At 36.3% G+C, this 23,632-nt stretch carries 24 protein-coding genes and 1 tRNA gene; 13 read left to right on the top strand and 12 right to left on the bottom strand.

Annotated elements, in window-relative coordinates; genetic code table 11:
- Window positions 1-178: 178 nt before the first annotated feature.
- The gene (locus tag FJA49_RS13575) at window positions 179-556 is read right to left on the bottom strand and encodes a winged helix-turn-helix transcriptional regulator (protein WP_140001456.1); all 378 of its coding nucleotides are present in this window, start codon (window positions 554-556) and stop codon (window positions 179-181) included.
- 82 nt (window positions 557-638) lie between these two features.
- Here FJA49_RS13575 and FJA49_RS13570 point away from each other — a divergent pair, with 82 nt between their 5' ends.
- Complete coding sequence (locus tag FJA49_RS13570) at window positions 639-2,060, top strand: MFS transporter (protein WP_140001455.1); 1,422 nt, start codon at window positions 639-641, stop codon at window positions 2,058-2,060.
- On the opposite strand, the gene FJA49_RS13565 is transcribed toward FJA49_RS13570, so the two are convergent.
- Window positions 2,061-2,690 carry a response regulator gene (locus FJA49_RS13565; RefSeq protein ID WP_140001454.1) on the bottom strand — a complete coding sequence of 210 codons (630 nt, stop codon included), beginning with the start codon at window positions 2,688-2,690 and terminating at the stop codon, window positions 2,061-2,063. It lies immediately after the preceding gene.
- Between the two features lie 12 nt (window positions 2,691-2,702).
- The gene (locus tag FJA49_RS13560) at window positions 2,703-4,706 is read right to left on the bottom strand and encodes a sensor histidine kinase (protein WP_140001453.1); all 2,004 of its coding nucleotides are present in this window, start codon (window positions 4,704-4,706) and stop codon (window positions 2,703-2,705) included.
- A 167-nt stretch (window positions 4,707-4,873) separates the two neighbouring features.
- Between FJA49_RS13560 and FJA49_RS13555 the strand changes: the two genes are divergently transcribed.
- Entirely contained in the window at window positions 4,874-5,302 is a 429-nt protein-coding gene (locus FJA49_RS13555) for a hypothetical protein (protein ID WP_140001452.1), read from the top strand.
- A gap of 257 nt (window positions 5,303-5,559) precedes the next feature.
- Here the strand turns inward: FJA49_RS13555 and FJA49_RS13550 are convergent, their stop codons facing one another.
- From FJA49_RS13550 to FJA49_RS18500, 3 genes are read right to left on the bottom strand one after another with little or no spacing between them, the layout of a single operon-like run.
- The gene (locus FJA49_RS13550; protein ID WP_140001451.1) at window positions 5,560-5,946 is read right to left on the bottom strand and encodes a YchJ family protein; all 387 of its coding nucleotides are present in this window, start codon (window positions 5,944-5,946) and stop codon (window positions 5,560-5,562) included.
- Window positions 5,947-5,950: 4 nt separating this feature from the next.
- Entirely contained in the window at window positions 5,951-6,166 is a 216-nt protein-coding gene (locus tag FJA49_RS13545; RefSeq protein WP_140001450.1) for a hypothetical protein, read from the bottom strand.
- Window position 6,167: 1 nt separating this feature from the next.
- Window positions 6,168-6,320, bottom strand: coding sequence for a hypothetical protein (locus FJA49_RS18500; RefSeq protein WP_199758389.1), 153 nt, complete (start codon window positions 6,318-6,320; stop codon window positions 6,168-6,170).
- Between the two features lie 149 nt (window positions 6,321-6,469).
- Between FJA49_RS18500 and FJA49_RS13540 the strand changes: the two genes are divergently transcribed.
- The 6 genes from FJA49_RS13540 to FJA49_RS13515 all read left to right on the top strand — a co-directional run bounded on the left by FJA49_RS13540 (window position 6,470) and on the right by FJA49_RS13515 (window position 12,013).
- Window positions 6,470-6,991, top strand: coding sequence for a DinB family protein (locus FJA49_RS13540; protein ID WP_140001449.1), 522 nt, complete (start codon window positions 6,470-6,472; stop codon window positions 6,989-6,991).
- Between the two features lie 24 nt (window positions 6,992-7,015).
- Complete coding sequence (locus tag FJA49_RS13535) at window positions 7,016-7,384, top strand: DoxX family protein (RefSeq protein ID WP_140001448.1); 369 nt, start codon at window positions 7,016-7,018, stop codon at window positions 7,382-7,384.
- Between the two features lie 95 nt (window positions 7,385-7,479).
- Entirely contained in the window at window positions 7,480-8,274 is a 795-nt protein-coding gene (locus FJA49_RS13530) for a HipA family kinase (RefSeq protein ID WP_140001447.1), read from the top strand.
- Complete coding sequence (locus tag FJA49_RS13525; RefSeq protein ID WP_140001446.1) at window positions 8,252-8,635, top strand: DUF3037 domain-containing protein; 384 nt, start codon at window positions 8,252-8,254, stop codon at window positions 8,633-8,635. Before FJA49_RS13530 ends, FJA49_RS13525 begins: the two co-directional genes overlap by 23 nt.
- 307 nt (window positions 8,636-8,942) lie before the next feature.
- On the top strand, window positions 8,943-11,627 hold the full coding sequence (locus FJA49_RS13520) for a PAS domain S-box protein (RefSeq protein ID WP_158629490.1): 2,685 nt from the start codon (window positions 8,943-8,945) through the stop codon (window positions 11,625-11,627).
- Window positions 11,624-12,013, top strand: coding sequence for a response regulator (locus FJA49_RS13515; RefSeq protein ID WP_140001444.1), 390 nt, complete (start codon window positions 11,624-11,626; stop codon window positions 12,011-12,013). The genes FJA49_RS13520 and FJA49_RS13515 overlap by 4 nt, the downstream gene beginning before the upstream one ends.
- A gap of 42 nt (window positions 12,014-12,055) precedes the next feature.
- Here the strand turns inward: FJA49_RS13515 and FJA49_RS13510 are convergent, their stop codons facing one another.
- Window positions 12,056-14,023, bottom strand: a complete 1,968-nt coding sequence (locus FJA49_RS13510; protein ID WP_140001443.1) for an endonuclease — start codon at window positions 14,021-14,023, stop codon at window positions 12,056-12,058.
- Between the two features lie 168 nt (window positions 14,024-14,191).
- Here FJA49_RS13510 and FJA49_RS13505 point away from each other — a divergent pair, with 168 nt between their 5' ends.
- The 4 genes from FJA49_RS13505 to FJA49_RS13490 all read left to right on the top strand — a co-directional run bounded on the left by FJA49_RS13505 (window position 14,192) and on the right by FJA49_RS13490 (window position 17,877).
- On the top strand, window positions 14,192-14,977 hold the full coding sequence (locus tag FJA49_RS13505) for a sulfite exporter TauE/SafE family protein (protein ID WP_140001442.1): 786 nt from the start codon (window positions 14,192-14,194) through the stop codon (window positions 14,975-14,977).
- Between the two features lie 19 nt (window positions 14,978-14,996).
- Entirely contained in the window at window positions 14,997-16,409 is a 1,413-nt protein-coding gene (locus FJA49_RS13500; protein ID WP_140001441.1) for an MBL fold metallo-hydrolase, read from the top strand.
- Between the two features lie 83 nt (window positions 16,410-16,492).
- On the top strand, window positions 16,493-17,641 hold the full coding sequence (locus tag FJA49_RS13495) for a TlpA disulfide reductase family protein (RefSeq protein WP_158629489.1): 1,149 nt from the start codon (window positions 16,493-16,495) through the stop codon (window positions 17,639-17,641).
- A gap of 155 nt (window positions 17,642-17,796) precedes the next feature.
- Window positions 17,797-17,877 (top strand) — tRNA-Tyr (locus FJA49_RS13490).
- A gap of 164 nt (window positions 17,878-18,041) precedes the next feature.
- Here the strand turns inward: FJA49_RS13490 and FJA49_RS13485 are convergent.
- The 4 genes from FJA49_RS13485 to FJA49_RS13470 form a co-directional block, all read right to left on the bottom strand.
- Window positions 18,042-18,722, bottom strand: a complete 681-nt coding sequence (locus FJA49_RS13485; RefSeq protein WP_140001439.1) for a hypothetical protein — start codon at window positions 18,720-18,722, stop codon at window positions 18,042-18,044.
- Window positions 18,722-19,183: a hypothetical protein gene (locus FJA49_RS13480; protein ID WP_140001438.1), complete on the bottom strand. Its 462-nt coding sequence runs from the start codon at window positions 19,181-19,183 to the stop codon at window positions 18,722-18,724. The genes FJA49_RS13485 and FJA49_RS13480 overlap by 1 nt, the downstream gene beginning before the upstream one ends.
- Window positions 19,184-19,562: 379 nt before the next feature.
- Entirely contained in the window at window positions 19,563-20,249 is a 687-nt protein-coding gene (locus FJA49_RS13475) for an SIMPL domain-containing protein (RefSeq protein WP_140001437.1), read from the bottom strand.
- A 204-nt stretch (window positions 20,250-20,453) separates the two neighbouring features.
- A complete protein-coding gene (locus FJA49_RS13470; protein WP_140001436.1) occupies window positions 20,454-21,077 on the bottom strand; it encodes a rhomboid family intramembrane serine protease in 624 nt (207 codons plus the stop codon).
- A gap of 105 nt (window positions 21,078-21,182) precedes the next feature.
- Between FJA49_RS13470 and FJA49_RS13465 the strand changes: the two genes are divergently transcribed.
- The gene (locus FJA49_RS13465) at window positions 21,183-22,064 is read left to right on the top strand and encodes a lysophospholipid acyltransferase family protein (protein WP_140001435.1); all 882 of its coding nucleotides are present in this window, start codon (window positions 21,183-21,185) and stop codon (window positions 22,062-22,064) included.
- Here FJA49_RS13465 and FJA49_RS13460 read toward each other — a convergent pair.
- Window positions 22,057-23,544 carry an aminotransferase class V-fold PLP-dependent enzyme gene (locus tag FJA49_RS13460; RefSeq protein WP_140001434.1) on the bottom strand — a complete coding sequence of 496 codons (1,488 nt, stop codon included), beginning with the start codon at window positions 23,542-23,544 and terminating at the stop codon, window positions 22,057-22,059. The two genes, FJA49_RS13465 and FJA49_RS13460, sit on opposite strands and share 8 nt — an antisense overlap.
- Between the last annotated feature and the right edge of the window lie 88 nt (window positions 23,545-23,632).

Here is a 23,632-nt window from a genome sequence, read left to right as displayed (position 1 = left end):
CGGTATTCTATTGCCAGACAAAGGTTTCTCTGTCTACGACCGATGTCAGGATCATCTTTCTTTAGATTAATCTACTTGTCAAAAACAATAACCTTTGCGGCTCTGCGCCTTTACGAATAATTATTTCACGCAAAGTCGCAGAGCCGCAAAGCATAACAATGTATATTATTCCGGATAATCAATCTTTTTTATGCTCGCAGTATTCGTCCCACCATTCGTTTAAAACTTTTAGGATAGGAACCAACTTGATTCCATGTTCTGATAGTTTATATTCAACCCGAGGAGGCGATTCGGCATAGACCTTTCTACAGATGATTCCGTCACGTTCCAATTCTCTTAATTGTAGAGTTAATGTCGTCTGAGTTACATCTTCCATCTTTCGCTTCAATTCTCCAAAGCGTTTTGGACATTCCTGACTGATGGCATTTATGAGTGGGACTTTCCATTTTCCGCCAATTACTTTGAATACATTTTTGATAGGACAATTATTTTCAGAAAAATCAAAATTTTCTTTATTTTCAACCGACTGAGAATCAGTATTAGTATTATTTTTCATACTAGGTATCATTTTATAAACTACTTGTGGACGCTAGTAAAGCGCCCTAATTTTAACCCATAAATGTACTAAAAATTGCGTTATGGGCAGGAGTATTTCGAAGTGGTCACTTCTTGTATTGGTATCAACCGCTGTATTTTTATCAGTGATTGATATTTTTGTGGTTAATGTTGCCATACCTTCTATAAAAATTGGAATTAAAGGAACAGATACAGACATGCAATGGGTTATTGTGCTGTATGTTTTGGGTTATGCTTCCTTTTTAATTGCCGGCGGTAGAGCTGGCGATTATTTCGGGAAAAAGCCTGTTTTTATTATTGGTATGGCTGCTTTTACACTTTCTTCTTTTTTGTGCGGACTGGCTCAAAATACGATTCAGCTTAATATAGGCCGGACGATTCAGGGAATAAGCGCTGCATTTATGGTACCGCAAGGCATATCCTATATCCAGGTTCTTTTCCAAGACCAAAAATCCCGTACAAAAGCGTTGGGTATTTATGGTAGTATAGCGGGAGCTGCTTCAGTTATTGGTCAATTTTTAGGCGGCGTACTTCCTGAAATTCATAGCTTTATAGATGGATGGCGTTTGTTGTTTTTAATCAATGTACCAATTGGCATAGTTGCCATTTTTTTATCCATCAAATATCTGGAAAACACAGCCATAGTCCGAACTCAAAAATTTGACAGCCTGGGAGCCGCATTGCTCGTTTTGACTTTGGCTTGTTTTATTTATCCAATCGTACAGGGAAGAGAACTCGGTTGGCCGTTATGGATATTTGCTCTTTTTGGACTGTCACTCCTAATATCATTGCTATTTTTCTGGCAACAACGCATCAGACAGAACAAAGGAAAACTTACTCTTATAGACATACGGATTTTCAAGCATCGGGATTTTACAGTCGGGCTTTTTGCTTCCATCTTTTATTTTATGGTTCAGGATTCCTATTTCCTGATTAATGTAGTATTGCTGCAAACCGGATTTGGCATCAGTTCCTTTAATACCGGACTGTATTTTGTTTTTCAGGGAGTTGGATATGTCATTGCCTCATTAGTGTCAATACGACTGATTCCTTTGTATGGAAAGTTCGTTCTTATTTTTGGCGTTATACTTATGATTGTATCACTGCTCTTTCACATATTCCTTCTGGACGGCTCAGTAACCGCACGACCTTTCTTTCCTGTAATCTTTTTTGTGTACGGAATCGGATGTGGTACAGTACTTCCTTCTTTATTGACCGTTTCTTTACGAAGCCTTCCTTCTTCTTTAGCAGGAATGGCTTCTGGAACCTATTCAACCTTTCAGCAAACAGCAATTGCTTTAGGTGTGGGAATTGTTGGAGGTATATTTTTTTATAACTTAAAAGATCCAGACAGAAATGTCGAAACCTATCTGGAGGCTTATAGAGCGGCTACAATTCTGAATATTGTATTGTTGCTGATTGTTAGTGTCTTTTTATTTTTTATTTCACATAGAAATGAAAAACTTTCTCCAAAAGCTAACTAACTACAAAGCATTTTCTTTTGCGAATTTTAAAAGCTCAGCGACATTTTTAACCTGACACTTACTTAGCAGATTCCTTCTGTGTGTCTGTACGGTCAGATAGCTCAAAAACAAAGCGTCTGATATTTCCTGAGTCGATTTTCCATCCGCTAAAAGCAACAGTATTTCCTTCTCCCTACGTGTTAGCCTTGGAATAGCTTTAAGGTCATGAATATTGGTTTTTTGTACAATTCCCTTCACTTCATTACTAAAGGCCAATTCGCCTTCAATAGCTTTATGAATACAGCTCTTAAATTCATCCAATGAAGCACTTTTAAGCAGATAACCATTGGCACCATTCTTAATCATTTGTAGAACAATGCTTCTTTCCGACTGGCTGCTCATAGCCAGAATGATAATTTTCGGGTAGCTTTTTTTGATTTTCAGACACAAATCGATTCCGTTGATATCCGGAAGGAAAATATCCAATAAAATAATATCAACTTTTCCCAGGCTTCCATAGTCCAGCAATGCAGCTCCGGTCTTAAAACTCCTGATTATTTCTACTTCTTTAGACTGCGAAAAAAGCACTTGTAATCCCTCACTTACTATAGGATGATCGTCAACGATTACTGTTTTATAAGGTTTTATCATGGTCATGTCTGATTAAATAGATAACTCAATATTAAATGCCGTTCCTCTTTCGTGTGAAGAATCAATTTCTATTTTTCCGTTAAGAAGCTCCACCCTATTTTTCAAATTCTTAAGACCCTGGCCATTAAACTCGTTCATTTTTTCAAGATCGAACCCTATGCCGTTATCTTCAATTGTGATAAAAAATACAGATTGATTCTGGCTACAATCCACTAAAATCTCACTGCTCTTAGAATGTTTCAGGGCATTGTTAAGAAGTTCCTGCACGATTCTGTAAATAGTAATCTGAATACTTTCCGGAATATCTTCTTTAATGTTGTTGGCATGAAAGTCAATATGAATATCGTCAGTCTTTAGCATATGGCACAAATCGCTGAGTGCATGTTCAAGCCCTAATTTAAGAAGCGATTCCGGAATGAGATTATAGGAAACTTGTCGCAATTCAGTAATCGAATTATTGAGCAGCGTGTTCATACTTTCAATTTCATTAAGGTTAACCGTTTCTGAAGCACTGTTCACTTTCATGAATCTCATTTTTAGTGACGAAAGCATACTTCCTATTCCGTCATGAAGGTCTCTGGCAATTCTTTTTCGTTCTTCTTCTTCACCTTTAATCATGGCCTGCATCACTTCAATCTCTTTCTGGTCTTTAAGGCTTTGCAAATTCTGTGCATAATTTTTAGCATGCTCAACCGCTATTTTTTTCTGGTTTTTTGAATTGTTCCAAAGGAAGATTACCAATAATAGCAATACAACTGAAATAGCAACCAGTAAACCATAATACAATTTATTATTTTCTGCGATAAGTTTATCTCGTTCTCGCTGAGCTTCTAATTGGGCAATTTTTGCCTCGTTTTCAACCTTATTAAATTTTGCTTCCAGTGCGGTTATCTTGTCCTTGGAAGCTTCTTCATTTAGGCTGTCACTAAGAACAATATATCTTGATTTGTATTTATATGCATTTTTAATATCTCCCAACTTTTCATATGCATCAGCCAACTCCAGACTATATCTTTTTTCATCAATAGCAAAAGAACTTTTATCCTCAATCAGGTTAACCAATATATTTTTAACATCTTCATATCTATTCATTGCTTTTAGCACAGGATACTTAGCAAATTTCAGACGATTTGCTGAATATATATCCTGAAAGAGCGTGGTGTTAGCTATTCCCTTATCATAACTTTTTAATGCATTTTCATATTGCTTTACCTTATAGAAATAATAACCCTCAGAAAAATAATACCCACCGTTCATATTAGACTTTGGATAGTTTTTTAATATCGCATAGGCCGCATCAAGTGATTTTTTCGCTTCAGTCAGTCTTCCAATATGGCATAGGTTTTCCGCATCTATAATATAGATTTCTGCCTTAGTCTCTTTATAAGTATAGGATGATCGGGATGCTTTTTCAATATATTCTTTTGCGGATTTAAGGTAATCATCTGCCTTTTCCCTTTCTTCATTATTCATAAAAATGATACCAACTGACTTATACAGTCCGCTTAGTACTTCATAGTCTCCGCTTTTTTTGGCTAATGGCATCGCTTCTTCTATGAGCATACGCATCGCCTCTTTTTCGTTGTTATGAATCTGTTGAATGATTGACAGGTTTCTTACTATATAGGCTCGCAAGGCATACGCCTCTTTTGTGGTGTATTTCTTGAGCGTGGTGTTGGCAAGACTTAGTTGCTTTTCAAAGTTTTCAATATCTCCTTTACTTAGATATTTAGTGGAATTATAATAAACACCCACATCTTTTAAAAAAGGATATTTTGGAGCAATTTTATTCGCAATAGCTAGCTGTTCGTCTGCCAATTCGTTTTTTTTACTTCTTCTGTACAAATCGGCAAGTCTAAAACCAGTAATGCCTTTAACACTGTCAATTCGTGTTGTTTTAATAAGTTGTATCAGACTATCGGTATAGGTCTGATCATCTTCAAGCGTATATACCCTTTGAGAATATAATGCCTGCGATATCAATAAGATAAGCGGGAGTAATAATTTGTTTTTCATAGCCTCACAAAAATATTAACTTAAATGACACCTTATGTTAAATTTTTAAATTTTCGATTAAAAAATACCTGAAAACAGGTAGAAAAATATACTCGTTTTAAGGTATAGGATGCCAAATACCACCCCTATAACTTTGTATTCACAAATCCTAAAAAAAAATTAAAACAATGAGAAAGTCAATTTTAAAAACAGCAGGAATTATTGCAATTGCATTATTTGGTTTAGCATCATGCAGTAGTGATGATAGTAATAATGGACCAGGTGGTGGCGGAAGTATAGATACTGCTGTAGGTACATACAAAGGAACTTTAGATCCACTTGGAGGAGATGCACCAACCTATTTTGATGCAATTTTAATCGTTACTAAAGTTGATGGTACTCATTTAAAAATTACTCCAAAAAGCGGAGAGCCCTATTCAAACTATACTTCAAAAACAATGAAAGTATACAATGCTAGTAATCAAGCTATCTTTGGTGATGGTAATATTCCTGAGGGTACATTTAGCTACACTATTAGCAGCAAAACATTATTAGTACAAACACAGGAGCAATCTGCTACAGATCTCACCTACACTTTTCAGGGTACTAAGCAATAAGTAGTTCATATTTTTACTAGTTTATACACCGGCTCCTGAATTATTATTGGGTTATAATATCAGGAGCCAATTTTTTTCCAAAAAAAACAATACCCTAAGACCTTAAAATAAGAGGGGGTTATTTTGAGAGTTAGTAAATGTCCTTCACCTTTTGGAGGGCATTTCTTTTTTTAATCTCTTTGCGGCTCTGCGTCTTTGCGTGAAAATAATTACTCGCAAAGTCGCAGAGCCACTATATTTCTAGCTTAATAAAAACTTTATTCAAAAAATTCACCATCCACATAAAACCACCTTTCATTTTCTTTTTTGAAAAATGATTTTTCATGGTGCATTTGCGCTTTAAGACGACTGTCTAAAAAATAGGCTTTAAACTCTACTGTATTCTCTGTTGCATCCAATACTTCCAGTTTCAGCCATTGGTTGGATTTAGACCATTCCAATATATCTGATTTTGAATGATTCTTTCTTGTTGAACTATACGTAGTTGCGATAAGATAATCTACAGCCTGCACAGCATAGGCGCTGTAACGGGAACGCATCAGTTTTTCTGCAGTTGGAGGATTCTGGGTTCCGTTGATGAAAGGTTCGCAACATTGGGCAAATAGCAAACCCGAACCACATGGGCAGATTAATTGCTGGCCCATCTTATTAGGCATTAATTTTTTGGTGCAGCTGATTCAGCAATACCATATAACGACCTAGCTCTACAAGCTCTTCATCTTCTTCGGCATGGTCTAATAATTCATCAAGATTTTCGCTTACTTCAACCAGTTTGTTATTGGCTTCTTTATTTTGTTTACTTGCTAACAGGTCAATGATTTCCTGTACGTCTTTCTTTAATTCTTCGAAGGCTTTGCTATCCATTTTATTCTGTTTGTGCTTCATTAGAAGCATTATTCTTTTTGATAATTTCTTTCAGCTTATTCTTTCTTTGCTTCTCAGCCTCCTGCTCCCGCTTCTTTTTATGGTCTGTTTTCTTTTTATGTTCCAGCCTATTGGCTTCATTGCGTCGTCCCATACATAAAGGTTTTCTATCACTGTACAAAGATAACGAATTCGGGAAAACGACAGCTTGTCGCAATCTCCCCTCCCTATTGTCTTTTTTACACAGCATAAAATTGCTACGGCCAACCTAATTTTGGATAAAAATAACAAACAATAAAACCTATGACTAATAACTTTGATACTGCCGCGCTTATTGGAACAACCAATGCAACTTATGACGGCTTTGAAAAACTGCTTTTATCTGTTGATAACAGCTTATGGGATAAAAACCCTGCAGAAAATAGCTGGTCTGTGGGCCAGGTAATGGAACATATTCTGAAAGCAAATTCGGGACTCAAAAACCTACTTCCAGAAAATGTAGGCGAAACGGATAGAGCGATAGACGAAAAAATACCTCTTATGAAATCGATCTTTTTAGATTTCAGCACCAAATTGGATGCACCGGAATTTATTATTCCAGTGGAAACCCTACATGACAAACAGCAGCAACTCGACAAATTAAAAGCTATTAAAAAAGACACCCTACAGCTCATTGACTCATTAGATTTGTCAAAAACCTGCATGGGTTTTGAATTGCCTGTTTTTGGTCACCTAACCCGTCTGGAATGGATCAACTTCTCGCTATTTCATGCGCAACGACATACAGAACAAGTCAGAAAAATTATTGCTGTTATAGCTAAATAAAACTAACAATCAATTAAAACTACCATGAAAAAACATCGAATTATCTTTTGGGTTACTACCATCCTGATCTTTTTATTTGAAGGTGTGATGCCAGCTCTGACATCACAAACCGAATTAGCCAAAGAAGGTATCCGTCATTTGGGATATCCTGAATATTTTGGAGTTATTATTACCGTTTTTAAAGTATTGGGAGCACTTGTCTTAATTATTCCCGCTGTACCACATCGTTTGAAAGAATGGGCCTATGCCGGATTTACTTTCGATTTTCTTGGTGCATCCGCAAGCCATGCAGCAGTAGATGGTTTTGGCTTTCAGGCTATCTTCCCGCTTATAGTTTTAGGAGTACTCATGCTTTCTTATGTGAGTTATCACAAACTAAAACAGGCAGCATAAAACAGGCTACTCTTTATTGGCAGTTTATAAATATATTTTCAAAAAAAATGGCGCATCCGTTTCGATGCGCTATTTTTGTATCAAAGAAAAAACTTATGGATAATCCATTTTCGTTACGAACAGTCAATGTCACCCGATACATTTCTCCATTGAGAGAAGGAGGCTCGCTTCCGGCTCTTGCAGATGCAGACGACGGTTTTAAATATGTGTTGAAATTCAAAGGTGCCGGTCATGGCGTAAAGGCACTAATAGCCGAATTAATAGGAGGCGAAATTGCCCGTGCACTAGGATTAGCAGTACCAGAACTAGTATTCGCAAATCTTGATGAAGCTTTTGGAAGAACCGAAGGCGATGAGGAAATTCAGGACTTATTACAAGGAAGCCAGGGACTAAATCTTGCCCTCCACTTTCTTTCCGGAGCCATCACTTTTGACCCCATAGTTACCGAAACTGATGCGGAACTTGCTTCAAAAATTGTATGGCTGGATGCTTTTATAACCAATGTAGACCGTACATTCAGGAATACAAACATGCTTATCTGGCATAAAGAGTTATGGTTGATTGATCATGGCGCTTGTTTGTATTTTCATCATTCATGGAGCAATTGGGAAAATAGCGCCAAGAGTCCGTTTGCTTTAATTAAGGATCACGTTTTACTGCCAAAAGCATCCCGATTGGAAGAAACAAACAAAGAATTTAAGTCTTTACTTACAGAAGATAAAATTCGTTCAATTGTAGGCCTGATTCCTGAAGAATGGCTGCAATGGGAAGGTTCAGAAGAAACGCCGGAGCAGATACGAAATACCTACTCCAGCTTTTTAATTACACGTTTAGCCAATTCAGAAATTTTTATAAAAGCTGCTCAAGATGCAAGACAAACACTTATATGAATATGCCGTGATTCGTATCGTGCCAAAAGTTGAGCGCGAAGAATTTGTCAATACGGGAATCATCGTCTTCTGTAAAAAAGAGCAGTACATCAAAGTTCTTTATAAAATAGATGTAGCGAAGCTTGAACTTTTTTCAGATGAACTCGATTATGAACAGCTCGAACAAAATCTGCAGGCCTTTGTAAAAATTGCACAAGGCGCTAAAGATGGAGGCCCGATTGCGGCCTTTGATGTGCCTTCTCGCTTCCGATGGATGACTGCTGTAAGAAGTTCCGTAGTACAAACTTCAAGACCACACCCTGGCCTATGCAATAATTTGGAAGAAATTTCTGAACGTTTGTTTTCTGAGCTGGTTTTATAAAAAAAGCTAATCTTCTTATTAACAAATAACTACAAAAAAATAGCCAGAAGGCTATTTTTTTTTGTCTTTCCCTTTAACGGAATTCCTGCTAATCGCTTCAAAATTAAATATTAATTTATATTTTAGTCTCCAGAATAAACAGATTCCAGCCCAGATGAAAATAGAGAACAAATGGTCAAAAATAACTGGCTGGTTTATATCAAAGCCCAGGTTAAGCACCCTTATAGTTTTTCTCCTACTACTTGCCTTAATTAGTCCTATCGTTTTAAAACGTTTTGAAGTTGTCAAGGAAAATAGACACAGAGAAATGTCAAATATTCTCCATGTTGTACAACAAAATCTGAGTTATTCCCTTAAAAACTGCCATACTACAACAGTTTCTTTGGCCATGATTGTCAATGAAGATGGTGAACCTGAAAATTTTGATGCTCTGGCAAAAGTACTGGTCGATTCCAATCCCAATATTGATGCCGTACAATTAGTTCCAAATGGAATAATCAAATATACGTATCCTAACAATCCTGACCTGATTAATTTTGATATATTAAATGCCAATTCTGTCAAAGAGGAAGCCATGGAAACCATCCAAAAAGGGAAAATCCATTTTGCAGGCCCTTTAGAATTAAAACAAGGCGGACTCGGAGTAATAGGCCGGTTTCCTATCTACAGAAAAGGTAAATTCTGGGGATTCTCTGCAGTGATAGTAAAGCTCGAAACATTACTTAAATCTTCCGGAATAAATTCCATCAAAGACTCCCAATATTACTTTCAGTTTTCAAAAGTAAACCCAAAAACAGGCGAAACGGAATTTTTCCTTCCCAACAAAGAAGACTTTCACGATAAATACTTCCAGGTACTGTCAATTCCAGACGGAAATTGGAAAATATATCTTATAAGCAAAAGCAAATATGGACTTTTTATCGAAATACGTCCTGCATTAGTACTCGCAATATTATGCTGTTTTATCTTTTCTCTTTTTTTAACCAATGTTTTAAAAAAACCGGCAGAGCTGCAACTTCTGGTACGGGAACAGAAAAACAAGATTCTTAATGACGAAATAAAATTCAAATCTATTTTTGACCAGGCTGCTGTTGGGATTGCGCATGTTGACTCTGTAGCCGGGTGCCTTATTGAAGTAAACGACCAATATTCGCGGATGCTCGGATATACGTTTGAGGAAATGAGAAATATGACTTTCAAGGACATTACTTATAAAGACGATCTCGAAGACAATCTCAAGCAACTCGAAAGACTTAAAAATGGTGAGATTCGAGAACTTAATATAGAAAAAAGATACATCCATAAAAGTGGCAAGCTTATTTGGGTAAACATTACCTATTCACCTCTTTGGCAAGAAGGAGAAAAGCCAAGTTCCCATATTTCGATTGTAGAGGATATTACCTCAAAAAAAGAAGCGGAAGATGCTATCCGAAAAAGCGAAATACGTTTTAAAAGCCTTTTTGAAGATTCGCCTATTGCATTATGGGAAGAGGATTTCTCTTATCTGAAAAATTATCTGGAAGAATTAGGGCTGACTGGAAAAAGCAGAGAAGAAATAAAAGTCTTTTTTGACACACATCCGGAAGTTATCCAAAAATGCATCTCGCTTGTAAAAATAATCAATGTAAACAACGAATGTCTGACATTGCATTATCCTAAAACAAAGGAAGACCTCATGCAACGATTGGGAGACGTGCTGAATAACGATGCTATGGATTCGTTCAAGGCGCAGCTGCTTGCCATTACTCAGGGCGAAACACGACTTACTATCGATTCAAAAGTAAGGAAAATTGATGGGGAATACCGCGACATCAGTCTTCGTTGGAGCGTTATGCCAGGTTATGAGGAAACGCTTGAACGGATAATCATATCAACAGAAGATATCACGGCACGAAAGATTTCTGAAGAAATAGTGATACAATCGCAGAAAAAAATGGAATCGTTAATCAATACGATTGATGGAATTGTCTGGGAGTGTGATTATAATACTTATCTCTTTACCTATGTCAATAAAAAAGCCGAAGAAATCACAGGCTATACCCAAGAAGAATGGTATAGTGACGGTAATTTCTGGGCCAATACGATACATCCGGACGATAAGCATTGGGCCATAAATTATTGTGCCATAGAATCTCAAAAAAGCCTGCAATATGACTTCGAATATAGGATGATTGCCAAAAATGGTTCTATACTCTGGATTCGTGATATTGTGAATGTGATTTACGAAAATGGCATCCCAGTTGCACTAAAAGGTATTATGCTTGATATTACTAAGAGTAAGGAAGCAGAAAAAGATTTGAATAACTCTCTGGATTTGGTTACCGAACAAAATAAAAGGCTACTGAACTTTTCTTATATCGTTTCTCACAACCTTCGTTCGCATACCAGCAACATTCAGTCCATTTCTACACTTATTGAAACAGCAGAAACGGAAGAAGAACGTAACGAACTTGTCAAAATGTTGCAAAATGTTTCCAACACACTAAACGAAACCATGCTCAATCTGAATGAGGTCATTAACATTCAGACCAATATCAACCTGATTCTCGAAAACCTGAATATAAAAGATAATATTGACAGGATAGTCAATATTATTTCGGAGCAGATTGCATTCAAAAAAGCGGTTATAAAAAATAATGTGTCGCCAGAAATCTTTGTAAACTACAATCCGGCCTATCTGGAAAGCATACTGCTCAATTTTATATCCAACGCCATTCGCTATTGTCATCCTATGCGAAATCCTGTCATTATCCTAAACAGTTATATCGAAAACGACAGAACCGTTTTGGAGATTTCTGACAATGGACTTGGAATTGACCTGAAAAAATATGGTGACAAGCTATTCGGGATGTACAAAACATTTCACGAAAATCCCGACTCTAAAGGAATAGGGCTTTTCATTACCAAAAACCAAATCGATGCTATGGGCGGAACTGTAACCGTTGAAAGCGAACCCAACATAGGAACTACCTTCAAAATCTACTTTAAATGAATCAGATAATATGTCTTATCGATGATGACCCTATTTATCAAACAATAACCAAAAAAATCATCCACAAATCAGAAACCGCAAGTAAAATACTGTCTTTTCCAAATGGCGCTGAAGCCATCAACGGATTAACGGGATTAGTCCATCAGCCTGAAGAGTTTCCGGACATTATTATGCTCGATATTGAAATGCCAGTAATGGATGGATGGAATTTCATGGAACAGTTCCAGAAAGTAAAAAATCTGTTTCCTAAAGAAGTATCCATTTATATTGTGAGTTCCTCTATTGCCTGTTCAGACAAAGAAAGATCCCAAAACTGCAACGGAATTCTTGGTTATTTTACAAAACCTGTTACGCTTCAGAATGTTTTAGAAATAGCAAAGAGCTAATAAAATTAATCATTAGCTCTTTGTAAACTTTTTTATTATTACTTACTGGATTACTATCTTTCGGATAGCTGTTTTTCCTTCTGAAAGGATTTTGGCTATATACAATCCTGAAGCCAGATTAATCTGCAAGGTTGATGTTCCTGAAAAATCAGCAGAAAACAATTTTTGTCCTGAAATAGAAAACAGCTCTAAAGTTGCCGGATTATTTAAACCTGCAATCGTAATATGGCTTTTTGCCGGGTTAGGATATATCGACACTTTAAGATTTGAAAAATCAGGAGCGGAAAGAGAAAAAGCTTCTCCTGCCCTGCTTCCCCAGATATAATCAGCCAAATAAGGATAATCAATAAACGGGTTTCTGTTTTGCTGCCAGGTATAGATATAATTGTTTCTGTTCATTTCGAAATCATCAGCAGGATCATTCACATTCCATTGAAGCAATGTGGCAAGATCTCCCAACTGTCCTACAGTTGAATCGGGCGGATTTCCATTTACTACATTTAGTCCGTTATATCGAACACTCATGTAAAACACGGCACGGGCAACGTCGCCTTTCCAACTTCCTGCATTTCCTGCAAATCCGTTATAGTCTGTCAGCCCATAATCTTTATTGTTTCGGGAACTGTTTTCCGGGCCATCTTCGGCTCTTAAATGGTGGGCATCTGCGTGTCCGTGGCTTAACATATTGGCATCAGACGGCACCCAAACATTAATTCCATCAGGAGTATCAGAAGTTCCATTTGAAAATCCACCTCTTGATTGCGGATAAATATGTTCTCTGTTCCATCTTCCTACTCCACTTCCGGTATCCTGAAACAGAAATTTAGAACGGCTCACTTCTTTATACATTAACCAAACTTCGTTGCTGTTTAATGGATTTTGGTCTGCTGTTTTCAAAATAGTAATAATATCACCATAATTATGGGCTCTTACTACAGCTGGATTAGCAATAATATCTTGAACAGCCTGCTTTAATACGGCTCCAGATTTTCCTTCAAGTGAAGCATAATATCCTGCCGGTGCTGTGCTTGCTACCACTCCATGCGTCGGATTCAAAGGTGTTCCCCAAGGCGAAACCGAAAAATCGTTATCTATTATTCTGACTTCAATATTGTCATTCATTCTTACATAACCAGCCGGTAAGGTTCCCAACTTGATTTTCATAACCTCGTCACCTTCATCTATCGCATCGTCAACAAGCTGGACAGTAGTTGTAAATGTAGTCGACCCAGCAGGAATCAGCACATTGGTATTAGCTGTAAAATCGGCAGCATTAAAGCTTCCGTTTGTCAATGTATTGGTAAAGGTCAAATCACTGGTTACCGCTGTTTGTGTTGAAAATGTAATTGGAAAACTTTCACCTTCGGTATATACCAGCGATGGAACGCTTATAGATATTCCGTTAAAAGCAATACCGCTTCCGTCATTATTCGCTCCCGGAGTAGGCGCTTTTACTTCATAAGTTCCGTCAGGTTTTCTTTGTATGGATTGGGTTGCTCCTTGCCCGTTTTCATCTTCATTAATCTGAATTGTCAATCCAAGCAATGCCATAAGCTGGGTTGCATCCGGATCACTAGTATCATAGGCCAAAGCATCAATCAGGTTTGTCGTAGTCGCCAAAGTACCATCAGGAAAATCTGTTGCAGAACCCAGATACACTGCAACGGCATCTGCTCCGTTCTGGATCAGGTTGTCGGCAATAATTCGTTGAGGAACCGGAGAAACTCCATTACTTCCTATCAATACTAATCCGTTGGCATCTGTCGTAAGACCATTTAGAGAAATTGTCAGATAGCTTTTATTTCCTGTACTTGCCGATTCAGCATTTCCATTAAAAAAGACAAGTACATATCCGTCGAGCGAAAAATTAGGCGTTGCTGATTTAAGCTCAACAAATTCTTTATCATCAATGCTTGGCGTATCAGAATCGAGCTCGTTTATAACTACTTGTCCATAAGAAAAGTAAACAGAAAAGAGTAAAAATAAAACAGTAAAATAATTTTTTATCATGTGTAATTTTGATTAAGCTTTCAAAATTAAGCATTTAATGTTTGCTAAGCACCTATTTAACATTAAATGGAACTGGCTGAAGCCAGGCAAAACAACTTAAAATCTATAATCAACAAGAAAGGATGGGATAGTTTTAATACATTTACTGGATAGTTTCAATCTTTTATAATGGAAGTATTTTTTGGTTATTTAGGAGCACTCGCTATCGGGCTGGTTCTAGGTCTGACCGGTGGAGGCGGCTCTATCCTCACAGTTCCTGTACTCGTTTATCTTTTGGGAATCCATCCTGTCACTGCTACTGCATATTCGTTATTTATTGTTGGGACTACTTCGGCTTTTGGTACAGTGCAGAATTATAGGAAGGGATTTGTAGAAGTAAAAACCGGATTGAAATTTGCTCTTCCTTCTTTAACTGCCATCTACCTGACCCGAAAATTCATTGTCCCGAATATTCCCGAAGTTTTATTTTCGATCGGAGAAATTTCCATTACAAAAAATCTATTTATCATGATATTGTTTGCCATCATAATGCTGATGGCTGCGCTTTCCATGATTCGAAATAATAAATCAGAAAAATCAACCGTTCCTCCAAACCCGATTATAACCGTAGTTCAGATTTTTATGGTAGGCGTTCTCATAGGTCTTGTAGGTGCCGGCGGAGGTTTTTTAATCATTCCAGCATTGGTTTATCTTGCCAAATTGCCAATGAAGAAAGCAGTAGGAACCTCTATATTTATTATTGCTATCAATTCACTTATAGGATTTACAGGTGATATAGGCAATATCGATATTGATTGGAGCTTCCTATTTATTTTCTCTTTTATTTCTATTTTAGGTATCTTTGCAGGGATATACCTCAATAAGTTCATCAACGAAAAAAATCTGAAAAAAGGCTTTGGGTGGTTTGTACTGACCATGTCAATACTAATTCTAGCCAAAGAGCTACTCCTTTAGGTTCTCAAATATAAAAATTATGAAATTAGAACAAATTTATACCGGCTGTATCGCCCAAGCAGCCTATTATCTGGAAAGCAATGGCGAAGCGGCTATTTTTGATCCTTTGCGTGAAGTACAGCCGTATATTGACCGTGCGGCAAAAGACAATGCCAAAATAAAATACATTTTTGAAACGCATTTCCATGCTGATTTTGTTTCGGGACATTTGGATCTTGCAAAAAAATCAGGAGGACAGATTGTGTATGGTCCAACAGCTAATCCAAATTTTGAAGCCATTATAGCCGAAGACGGTCAGGAGTTCAAAGTGGGTGCTTATACTATAAAAGCAATCCACACGCCAGGACATACGATGGAAAGTACGTGTTATCTTCTTACGGATGAAAGCGGAAAACAACACGGAATCATTACGGGTGACACTTTGTTTATTGGAGATGTTGGACGTCCTGATTTGGCACAAAAAATGTCAAGTGACTTGACACAGGAAAAGCTGGCGTCTCATTTATACGATTCGCTCAGAAACAAAATTATGGTACTTGCAGATGAATTGATTGTTTATCCGAGCCATGGTGCTGGTAGCGCCTGCGGAAAAAACATGAGCAAGGAGACAACAGATACATTGGGCAACCAGAAAAAAACAAATTATGCCTTAAGAGCTGACATGACCCGTGAAGAATTTACGGCAGAGCTTCTTGACGGCCTGGGACTACCGCCTGCTTATTTCCCACAAAATGTGATGATGAATATTCAAGGATATGAAAGCCTTGACAACATATTAGAAAAATCATTCAAGCCATTAACTCCAAGAGAATTTGAAGCTATTGCAAACCAATCAGAAGCCCTGATATTGGATGTTCGTCATGAAGATGATTTTGTAAAAAGCCATATTCCGGGTTCTATATTCATTGGTATTCAAGGAGGATTTGCACCATGGGTTGGTGCTTTGATCCGAGATGTAAAACAGCCTTTGCTGTTAATCACTCCTGAAGGAAGAGAAGAAGAAACGATTACCCGACTTTCCAGAGTTGGTTTTGATAATTCATTAGGGTATTTGAAAGGCGGCATTGCAGCCTGGAAAGAAGCCGGTTTTGAAACGGACAGTATCGAATCGATTTCTCCGGAACAATTTGAATCGGAAGCAAACGAGAATAGCATTATTGTCGATGCCCGAAAACCGGGAGAATTTAATGCGGAACATGTTGAAAATGCGTTAAACATCCCATTAGATTTTGTTAACGAGCAATTATCAGAAGTTCCAAAAGAAGAAAACTTCTACTTGCATTGTGCTGGTGGCTATCGTTCTGTGATCATGGCATCCATATTAAAATCGAGAGGCTACCATAATATGATTAACGTAGAAAAAGGCATGGCGGGCATCCGAAAAACCAGTGCTAAACTGACTGCATTTGTTTGTCCTTCAACCAATAAATAATTCTTAAAATTTAGGCGGTTTACCTCCATCAGATTATAATTTTAAATACTTTTGCTAAACTAAATTCAAAAATGAAATTAAAAATGAAAAAAATCCTTTTATTGCTTTCTGTTACGGCATTAATGGTTTCATGCAACAAAACAGGTGATAACGAGTATACTATTACAGGTACTGTAACCGGTGTCGAAAATGGAAAAACTGTAATCCTTCAAAAACAGGATGAAGAAATCATGGGAAAAATGATTCCTGTTGATACTGTAAAAGTCGAAAACGGAAAATTTGAGATTAAAGGTACAGCTACAGAACCATCAATCCACTTCCTAAAAATTGAATCAAAACAAGGACAAATTGATTTCGTTCTTGAAAACGGTGATATCAAAATTGCTGTTGATAAAGATACGCTTGGAAAATCAAAAGTTACGGGAACGTATAACAACGAAGAATTGAACAAATTCAAAACTGAAACTCAAGCTATCCAGAAAGACATTCAGAAAAAAGCTATGGCTTTCGAACAGTCAAATATGGAGAAAATGACTATGGCACAACAAGCTAAAGATACTGCCGTAATCAACCAGTTGATGAAAGAATATGCAAAAATTCAGGATCCAATTATAGAAAAGTATTACAGCTATTCAGAACAAAATCCAAAATCATTCGTAAGTGCGTTAATCACACTAAGCCTTTTCAATACGCCTAAGCCTGATTTCGTAAAAATCCAGAAAATATACGATGGTCTTACTTCTGAACTGAAAAATACTAAGCCAGGAAAAGCAATCAAAGAAAAACTAGACAATCGTTTAGCAGTTGAAATTGGAAAAAAAGCTCCTGATTTTTCAGCTAAAAATCCAGAAGGTAAAACCGTTTCACTAAAAGAATCTTTAGGAAAAGTAACAATCATTGATTTCTGGGCTTCATGGTGTGGACCTTGCCGTCAGGAAAATCCAAACGTTGTGGCATTATACAATGAATTCCACGATAAAGGACTAAACATTGTTGGAGTATCTTTAGACAGAGAAGGTGAAGCAGAAAGCTGGAAAAAGGCTATTGAAGCTGATAAATTGACTTGGACACACGTTTCAAATTTGAAATTCTGGCAAGATCCAATTGCTAAGAAATACAACATCACTTCAATTCCTGCAACTTTCATCTTAGATGCATCAGGAAAAATTGTAGCAAAAGACCTTCGTGGAGAAGAATTGAAAGCAAAAGTAAAAGAGCTTTTGGGCGCTTAATTCCGTATTCCGAATTAAATCATAAAAATCTCCCTTGTGGAGATTTTTTTATTTTATTCATTACCAATACATTAAAATTTTGTTGTAAAATATCTACAAAAAAGACTTGCATAAACTAAAAACAGTGCTATATTTGCAACCGCAATAAGCAAGGCGGGGGGATACTCAAGCGGCCAACGAGGACGGACTGTAAATCCGTTGGGAAACCTTCGCAGGTTCGAATCCTGCTCCCCCCACAACAAACAAAAAACCTGTAAATTTAGATTTACAGGTTTTTTTGTTTTAGAATAATATAAAATTATTCTATCAAAATTGTTGCACATTCACTTATCCAAAAAAACATAGACCGGGATCAAATCTAACTTTCTATGTAAACCAAGCATTTCACTTATAACTAATCCTATTTCATAGGATTTTCGTAAGAATAAATATCTAAATCATATTTTCTCTTTTGGATACTATGAAAAATCCCTCTCGCTGTCGGATTTAAATAACCGCTAACATACAGAAAAGGAGCTAGATTATTATCTTCATGGTTTCTTGTTCTAATTCTTCTCAACCGTGAAGGCTGTAATTCATGTACAAGTCCTATAAAACTTGCAACTAATTCCGCAAAAGCAGACATATGTTTTACTTCACCAAAACTTATTAGTTGCCCATTTGGCAATGCATCATCCGTTGAATAAAAATCTAAATCATTATTATCTTCAATAATTGAAATATCACAGCAAATATTAGCACTATGAGATAGTCTAGAATTATCAGATTTCGTCGAAATACGTAACTGGTGGCGTACTTGGAATTTATAATCATCAAATTCAACCAATGCATATGAATATTTACTTGGCGCACCTCTTGTAGAAAACTTCAATTTAAAAACTGACTCACCATTTACTTTAGGGTTAATTATCTTTACCTTACATCCTAATTCTTTATAATGCTCGATAACTTTAGCAAAGACATATGCTTCGAAGGTCTGATTTACAGCACTACCAAAATCATTAAGTTTTGCTTTCTCCGTTTTAAAAAAAACACGAAGTTCATCCTTCGTCTTCTTTTGGTCAAAAAGATAGTCTGCCATTATTTCTCTTCAATAAACTTTCTGTATCGTTCAACAATCTGATTAGCATATTTAGAATTATTTATCAACTTCAATAATTCTTGATCATCAATACTTTCCATTAATGTTACAGCTAATTTTTGTCCAGCTAATACATTTTCATTTCTTCCAGAAAAATATTTTGATCCGATTTGAAAACCTTCAATTCCAAAATCAAAAAAAGTATCTACAGCCTTTATAGCTGCTTCTGTTCCTTCTATAAAAAATTTTTTAAGATAAAAGATCATCACGGCTATTGAAGCTTCATTTATGATTTTTTTTAACCTCCGAAGCTCTAATTGCCTTTGTTTTTGTGTCTCAAGCCTTCGCAAATGCTTATTTAAAGTGCTACCAGGAAAAAAAACGTTCCAAACGTAGCTATTTATCGCAGCAAATCTTTGCGATATAAATTTAGGAGCATCTTTAAAAATTGATTCTTCCATTATCTTACAATTTTATCAATTGAAATTTAAGTCAATAAATTGACATTTATGTGTTTTCTCTAAAAAATATCAAAAATTCCTCTTAATATATTAGCTAAATAATCAAAATTTACAATAATTTATTCCCTCATCTATTATCATATCCTCTTGTTTTCATAATCTCTAACTTTAATTCTTTCTGAGATATATTATTAACTTTCACAAATTCTATCCATAAATACAATAAGACTCATCACTCCTTAACTTATAAAGAATATTCATAATTTTTAAAATTGGTTATCATTGATCATAAAATCTTATTTTTTCGTAGTTTTTTGTTTACATAACAAAAAAGCCCAAGGAAAATCCTCAGGCTTTTTTTATTATTCTTTTTCAGTTATTATTCCAAAGAGAAGCTTATCGTTACGTTAGCCGTAATATCAATTTCTCCAATTGCTAATGTTTCTCTTGGCATAGAATCCTCTGCAGCACCAGCCTTCATAGCATACATTACCGGAACCGGATAGTGTGTTTGAGAGTTGTCAGAAACCATGATAGCCTTGCCTACTTTTTGGTTCAGTGCAGAAGCATAATCCATAGCTTTGTTTTTTGCATCAGCTACAGCAGCTCTTCTGGCTTCAGATTCATACTGTGCTACTTTAGTAGATTTGAATTCCACTCCGTTAATGTTGTTGATTCCTGTATCAACCAACCCCATCATTAAAGTATCATACTTAGACAGATCCTTAAGAGTTACAGTAATTTGCTGTGATGCAACATAAGTGTTTTTCTTTTTGTTGTAATCGTAGCTTTTTTGCAAGTACACCTGTTTTGTCTGGTAGTCAGATGCAGGCAATTTAAAGCCTTTTAAGTATTTGATTACTGCATCAACAGTTACATCATTTTTCTTTTTAACTTCTGCCGCATCAGCTCCTGTGTTTTCAACACCAATAGAGATGATCGCATAATCTGGCGTTACTTTGATTTTTCCTTCTCCAGATACATTGATCTGTGGAACTTGTTTAATTTCCTGTGCCTGTGCGGCTGTTGCAAAAATGGTCATCAAGATTAAAATTGTTTTTTTCATAGTGTTTTGTGTTTATTTTTTCTGAGTATTTTCAAATTACGTGCCAATATCAGAATTGCCTTCAGATTTTAGTCTTAAATTTTACAATACCACTATAAAAATACAGGTTTTAAAAATAAATAACTAATTATTTTTTATCATAAAACACTGAAAGTTAAGCGCTATAAAATTCAGAAGACAACAAAACAAAATTTTAGAAAAAAATTACAATTTTCCCATTTTTGCCATAATAAATAATATGACAATCGGAATTGCCAGTATAATTACAGTAGAAGTATTTTCAGTAATAATAACAGGCGCTCTTGACAAAGTAATGATATAACCGCCTATGGCGCCTCCAAAATGTGCCGTATGCCCAATATTATCACTTTTGGATTTCATTCCGTAAATCGAATACAAAAGATAAATAATACCAAAAATATAACCCGGCATAAAATAAATTTCCAAAGCAGGCTGAACCAAAATAGCAGCATAGACCACTCCTATTACCGCTCCCGAAGCTCCAACAGCTCTATAGCTGTAATCATCTTTATGCAAGGCCATGGTCAATAAGTTACCTAAGATAAGGCTACCGGCATAAATCATAAGAAAGGTAAACGAACCCAATCCTGAAATCACATAAGGAGCAAAAAGGTAAAGCGTTAGCATATTAAAAGCCAAATGGGCAATATCTACATGGAGAAATCCTGACGAAAACATACGGACTTGTTCTCCGGCTCGTATGCTGCCAACATGAAACTCATATTTTCTAAAAAAAGACAAATCGTTGAATCCTTTGAAACTAACAATCAAATTAAGGGCAATGATAACGATAAGAAAAATATTCATAAGTGGTAATTTGAGCGTAAAAATACAAACCCTTTCTTTATCAATTGTAAAAGCACTATACTATTTAACAGCTTTAGCCTTATATTTGCATAAAATATTCCTCGAATGCAATTACTACTTTTTATTTTCCTCTACCCGTTCTTGTGGCTGATGTCTATATTGCCTTTTAGAGTGCTTTATTTTTTCTCTGACTGTATCTATCTTTTGGTTTATTATATTATTGGCTACAGAAAGAAAACGGTTCGAGAAAATCTTGATATTGCACTTCCTCATCTTTCTAAACAAGAAAAACGTATCATAGAAAAAAAATTCTATCATCATTTCTGCGATAACTTTGTCGAAATGATAAAAACCATGACTATTTCAGATTCGGAGATTGAAAAACGTTTCAAGTTCACCAATCTTGATGTATATCTGGATATGGAAAAAAGAGGAAAGAGCATCGCCCTATTCTGTTCTCATTATGGAAGCTATGAATGGCTGATTTCGATGAACCGAAAAATCACTTTTAAAGGGTATGCCATCTACAAAACAATACGCAACAAATATTTTGACAAACTGGTAAGAAACATACGTGCCAAATTTCATGCGCATCTTATCGATACAAAAGAAACCATCAATGTCATTCATGAAAATCAGAAAAATGATATAAAGGGCGTCTATGGTTTTGCTAGCGATCAATCTCCTAAAGCCTCTAAAGCTTTTCATTGGGGAGATTTTTTTGGCGTAAACGTACCTATGCATACAGGCGCTGAAATGATTGCCAAAAGAATGGACCTAAATGTAATTTTTGTGGATGTGACCAAAACCAGACGTGGTTATTATGAAGCCACTTTTGCTGAATTGGTCGATAATCCTAAGGAAGTTCCAAACTACCAGATTTCCGATATGTTTCTTCGTATGGTTGAACAGCAAATCTTAAAAGCTCCAGAATATTACCTGTGGACACACAAACGTTGGAAATTCCGCAATAAATCTCCTAAATAGCAAACCACTGTTTCACCAAATCCTTTTCAGGGTTTGAAGCGTTCTTGTGAGTAAACTCGTTTGAATTTTTATGGTATTCATAGTCTTTAGACCACTCCTGGTGGTTTTCAGCTACTGCTTTGATGCTTTCGCACACAAATTGAATCTCTGCATTTGTAGTTGTAGGGTGAATTGACATTCTAATCCATCCCGGCTTTCTGATTAAGTCTCCGGCAGTAATCAAGTTGGTAAGGTCGTGTGATGTTTCTTCATCAACATGAAGCAAGTAATGTCCGTAAGTTCCGGCACAACTGCAACCACCTCGGGTCTGAATCCCAAATTTGTCATTTAACAACTTAACTCCTAAGTTGAAATGCAATCCGTCTATATAAAAAGAAATCACCCCTAGCCTGTCCTTATGCTGGTCTGCCAAAATATTTATATTGGAAACAGCGCCGAGTTCAGAAAAAACATAGTCAATTATTTCATGCTCTCTTTTTAATATGTTCTTCACGCCCATTTTTTCTTTGAGCTGAACCGCCAAAGCTGTCTTGATGGCCTGAAGGAAACCAGGAGTTCCACCATCTTCACGCTCTTCAATATTATCAAGATATTTATGCTCACCCCAAGGATTTGTCCATGACACGGTTCCTCCACCCGGATGATCCGGAATCATGTTTTTATACAATTTCTTATTAAAAATCAGAATTCCTGAAGTACCAGGTCCGCCAAGAAATTTATGCGGAGAAAAGAAAATAGCGTCCAAATAAGCTTCTTTATCTTCCGGATGCATATTAATATCAACATAAGGAGCCGAACAGGCAAAATCTACAAAACAGACACCGTTGTTCTGATGCATTAATTTTGCCACTTCATAATAAGGCGTCCTGATGCCTGTAACGTTCGAACATGAAGTAATAGAAGCAATCTTTAGGGTATGGTTTTTATACTTTTCTAAAAGTGCCTTAAAACTGTCCATACACAGCAATCCTTTTTCGCAAGCCGGAATAACTTCTACTTTAGCAATGGTTTCCAACCATGAAGTCTGGTTGGAATGGTGCTCCATGTGCGAAACAAAAACAACTGGTCGCTTCTCTTCTGGAATAGCTGTAAACTCACGAAGGTTTTCAGGAATCTTCAATCCCAGAATTCTTTGGAATTTATTAATAACGCCCGTCATACCCGTTCCGTCTGCAATCAGGATATCATCTTCATTTGCATTGACATGCTTTTTGATAATATGTCGTGCCTCATGATAAGCCATTGTCATTGCTGTTCCGGAAACAGTTGTTTCAGTATGGGTATTTGCTACAAACGGCCCAAAATCATTCATAAGCTTTTCCTCTATCGGGCGATAAAGGCGGCCACTCGCCGTCCAATCCGTATAAATGATTTTCTTTTTTCCAAAAGGAGAAATAAATTCCTGCTCAATACCTATAATATTGCTTCGGAATTGTTGAAAATACTGTTCAAGTTCGGTGGACATTTCGGTTGTGGTCATTATGCTATTTATTTGCTCCAAAGATACTATTTTTTGCTGATTCCAAATCATGTCAAAAAACAGAAATATCAAAATTTGTTATTTTTCA

Source organism: Flavobacterium microcysteis (assembly GCF_006385255.1).
Lineage (GTDB): Bacteria > Bacteroidota > Bacteroidia > Flavobacteriales > Flavobacteriaceae > Flavobacterium > Flavobacterium microcysteis.
This window is presented reverse-complemented; position numbering and strand designations above follow the sequence as displayed.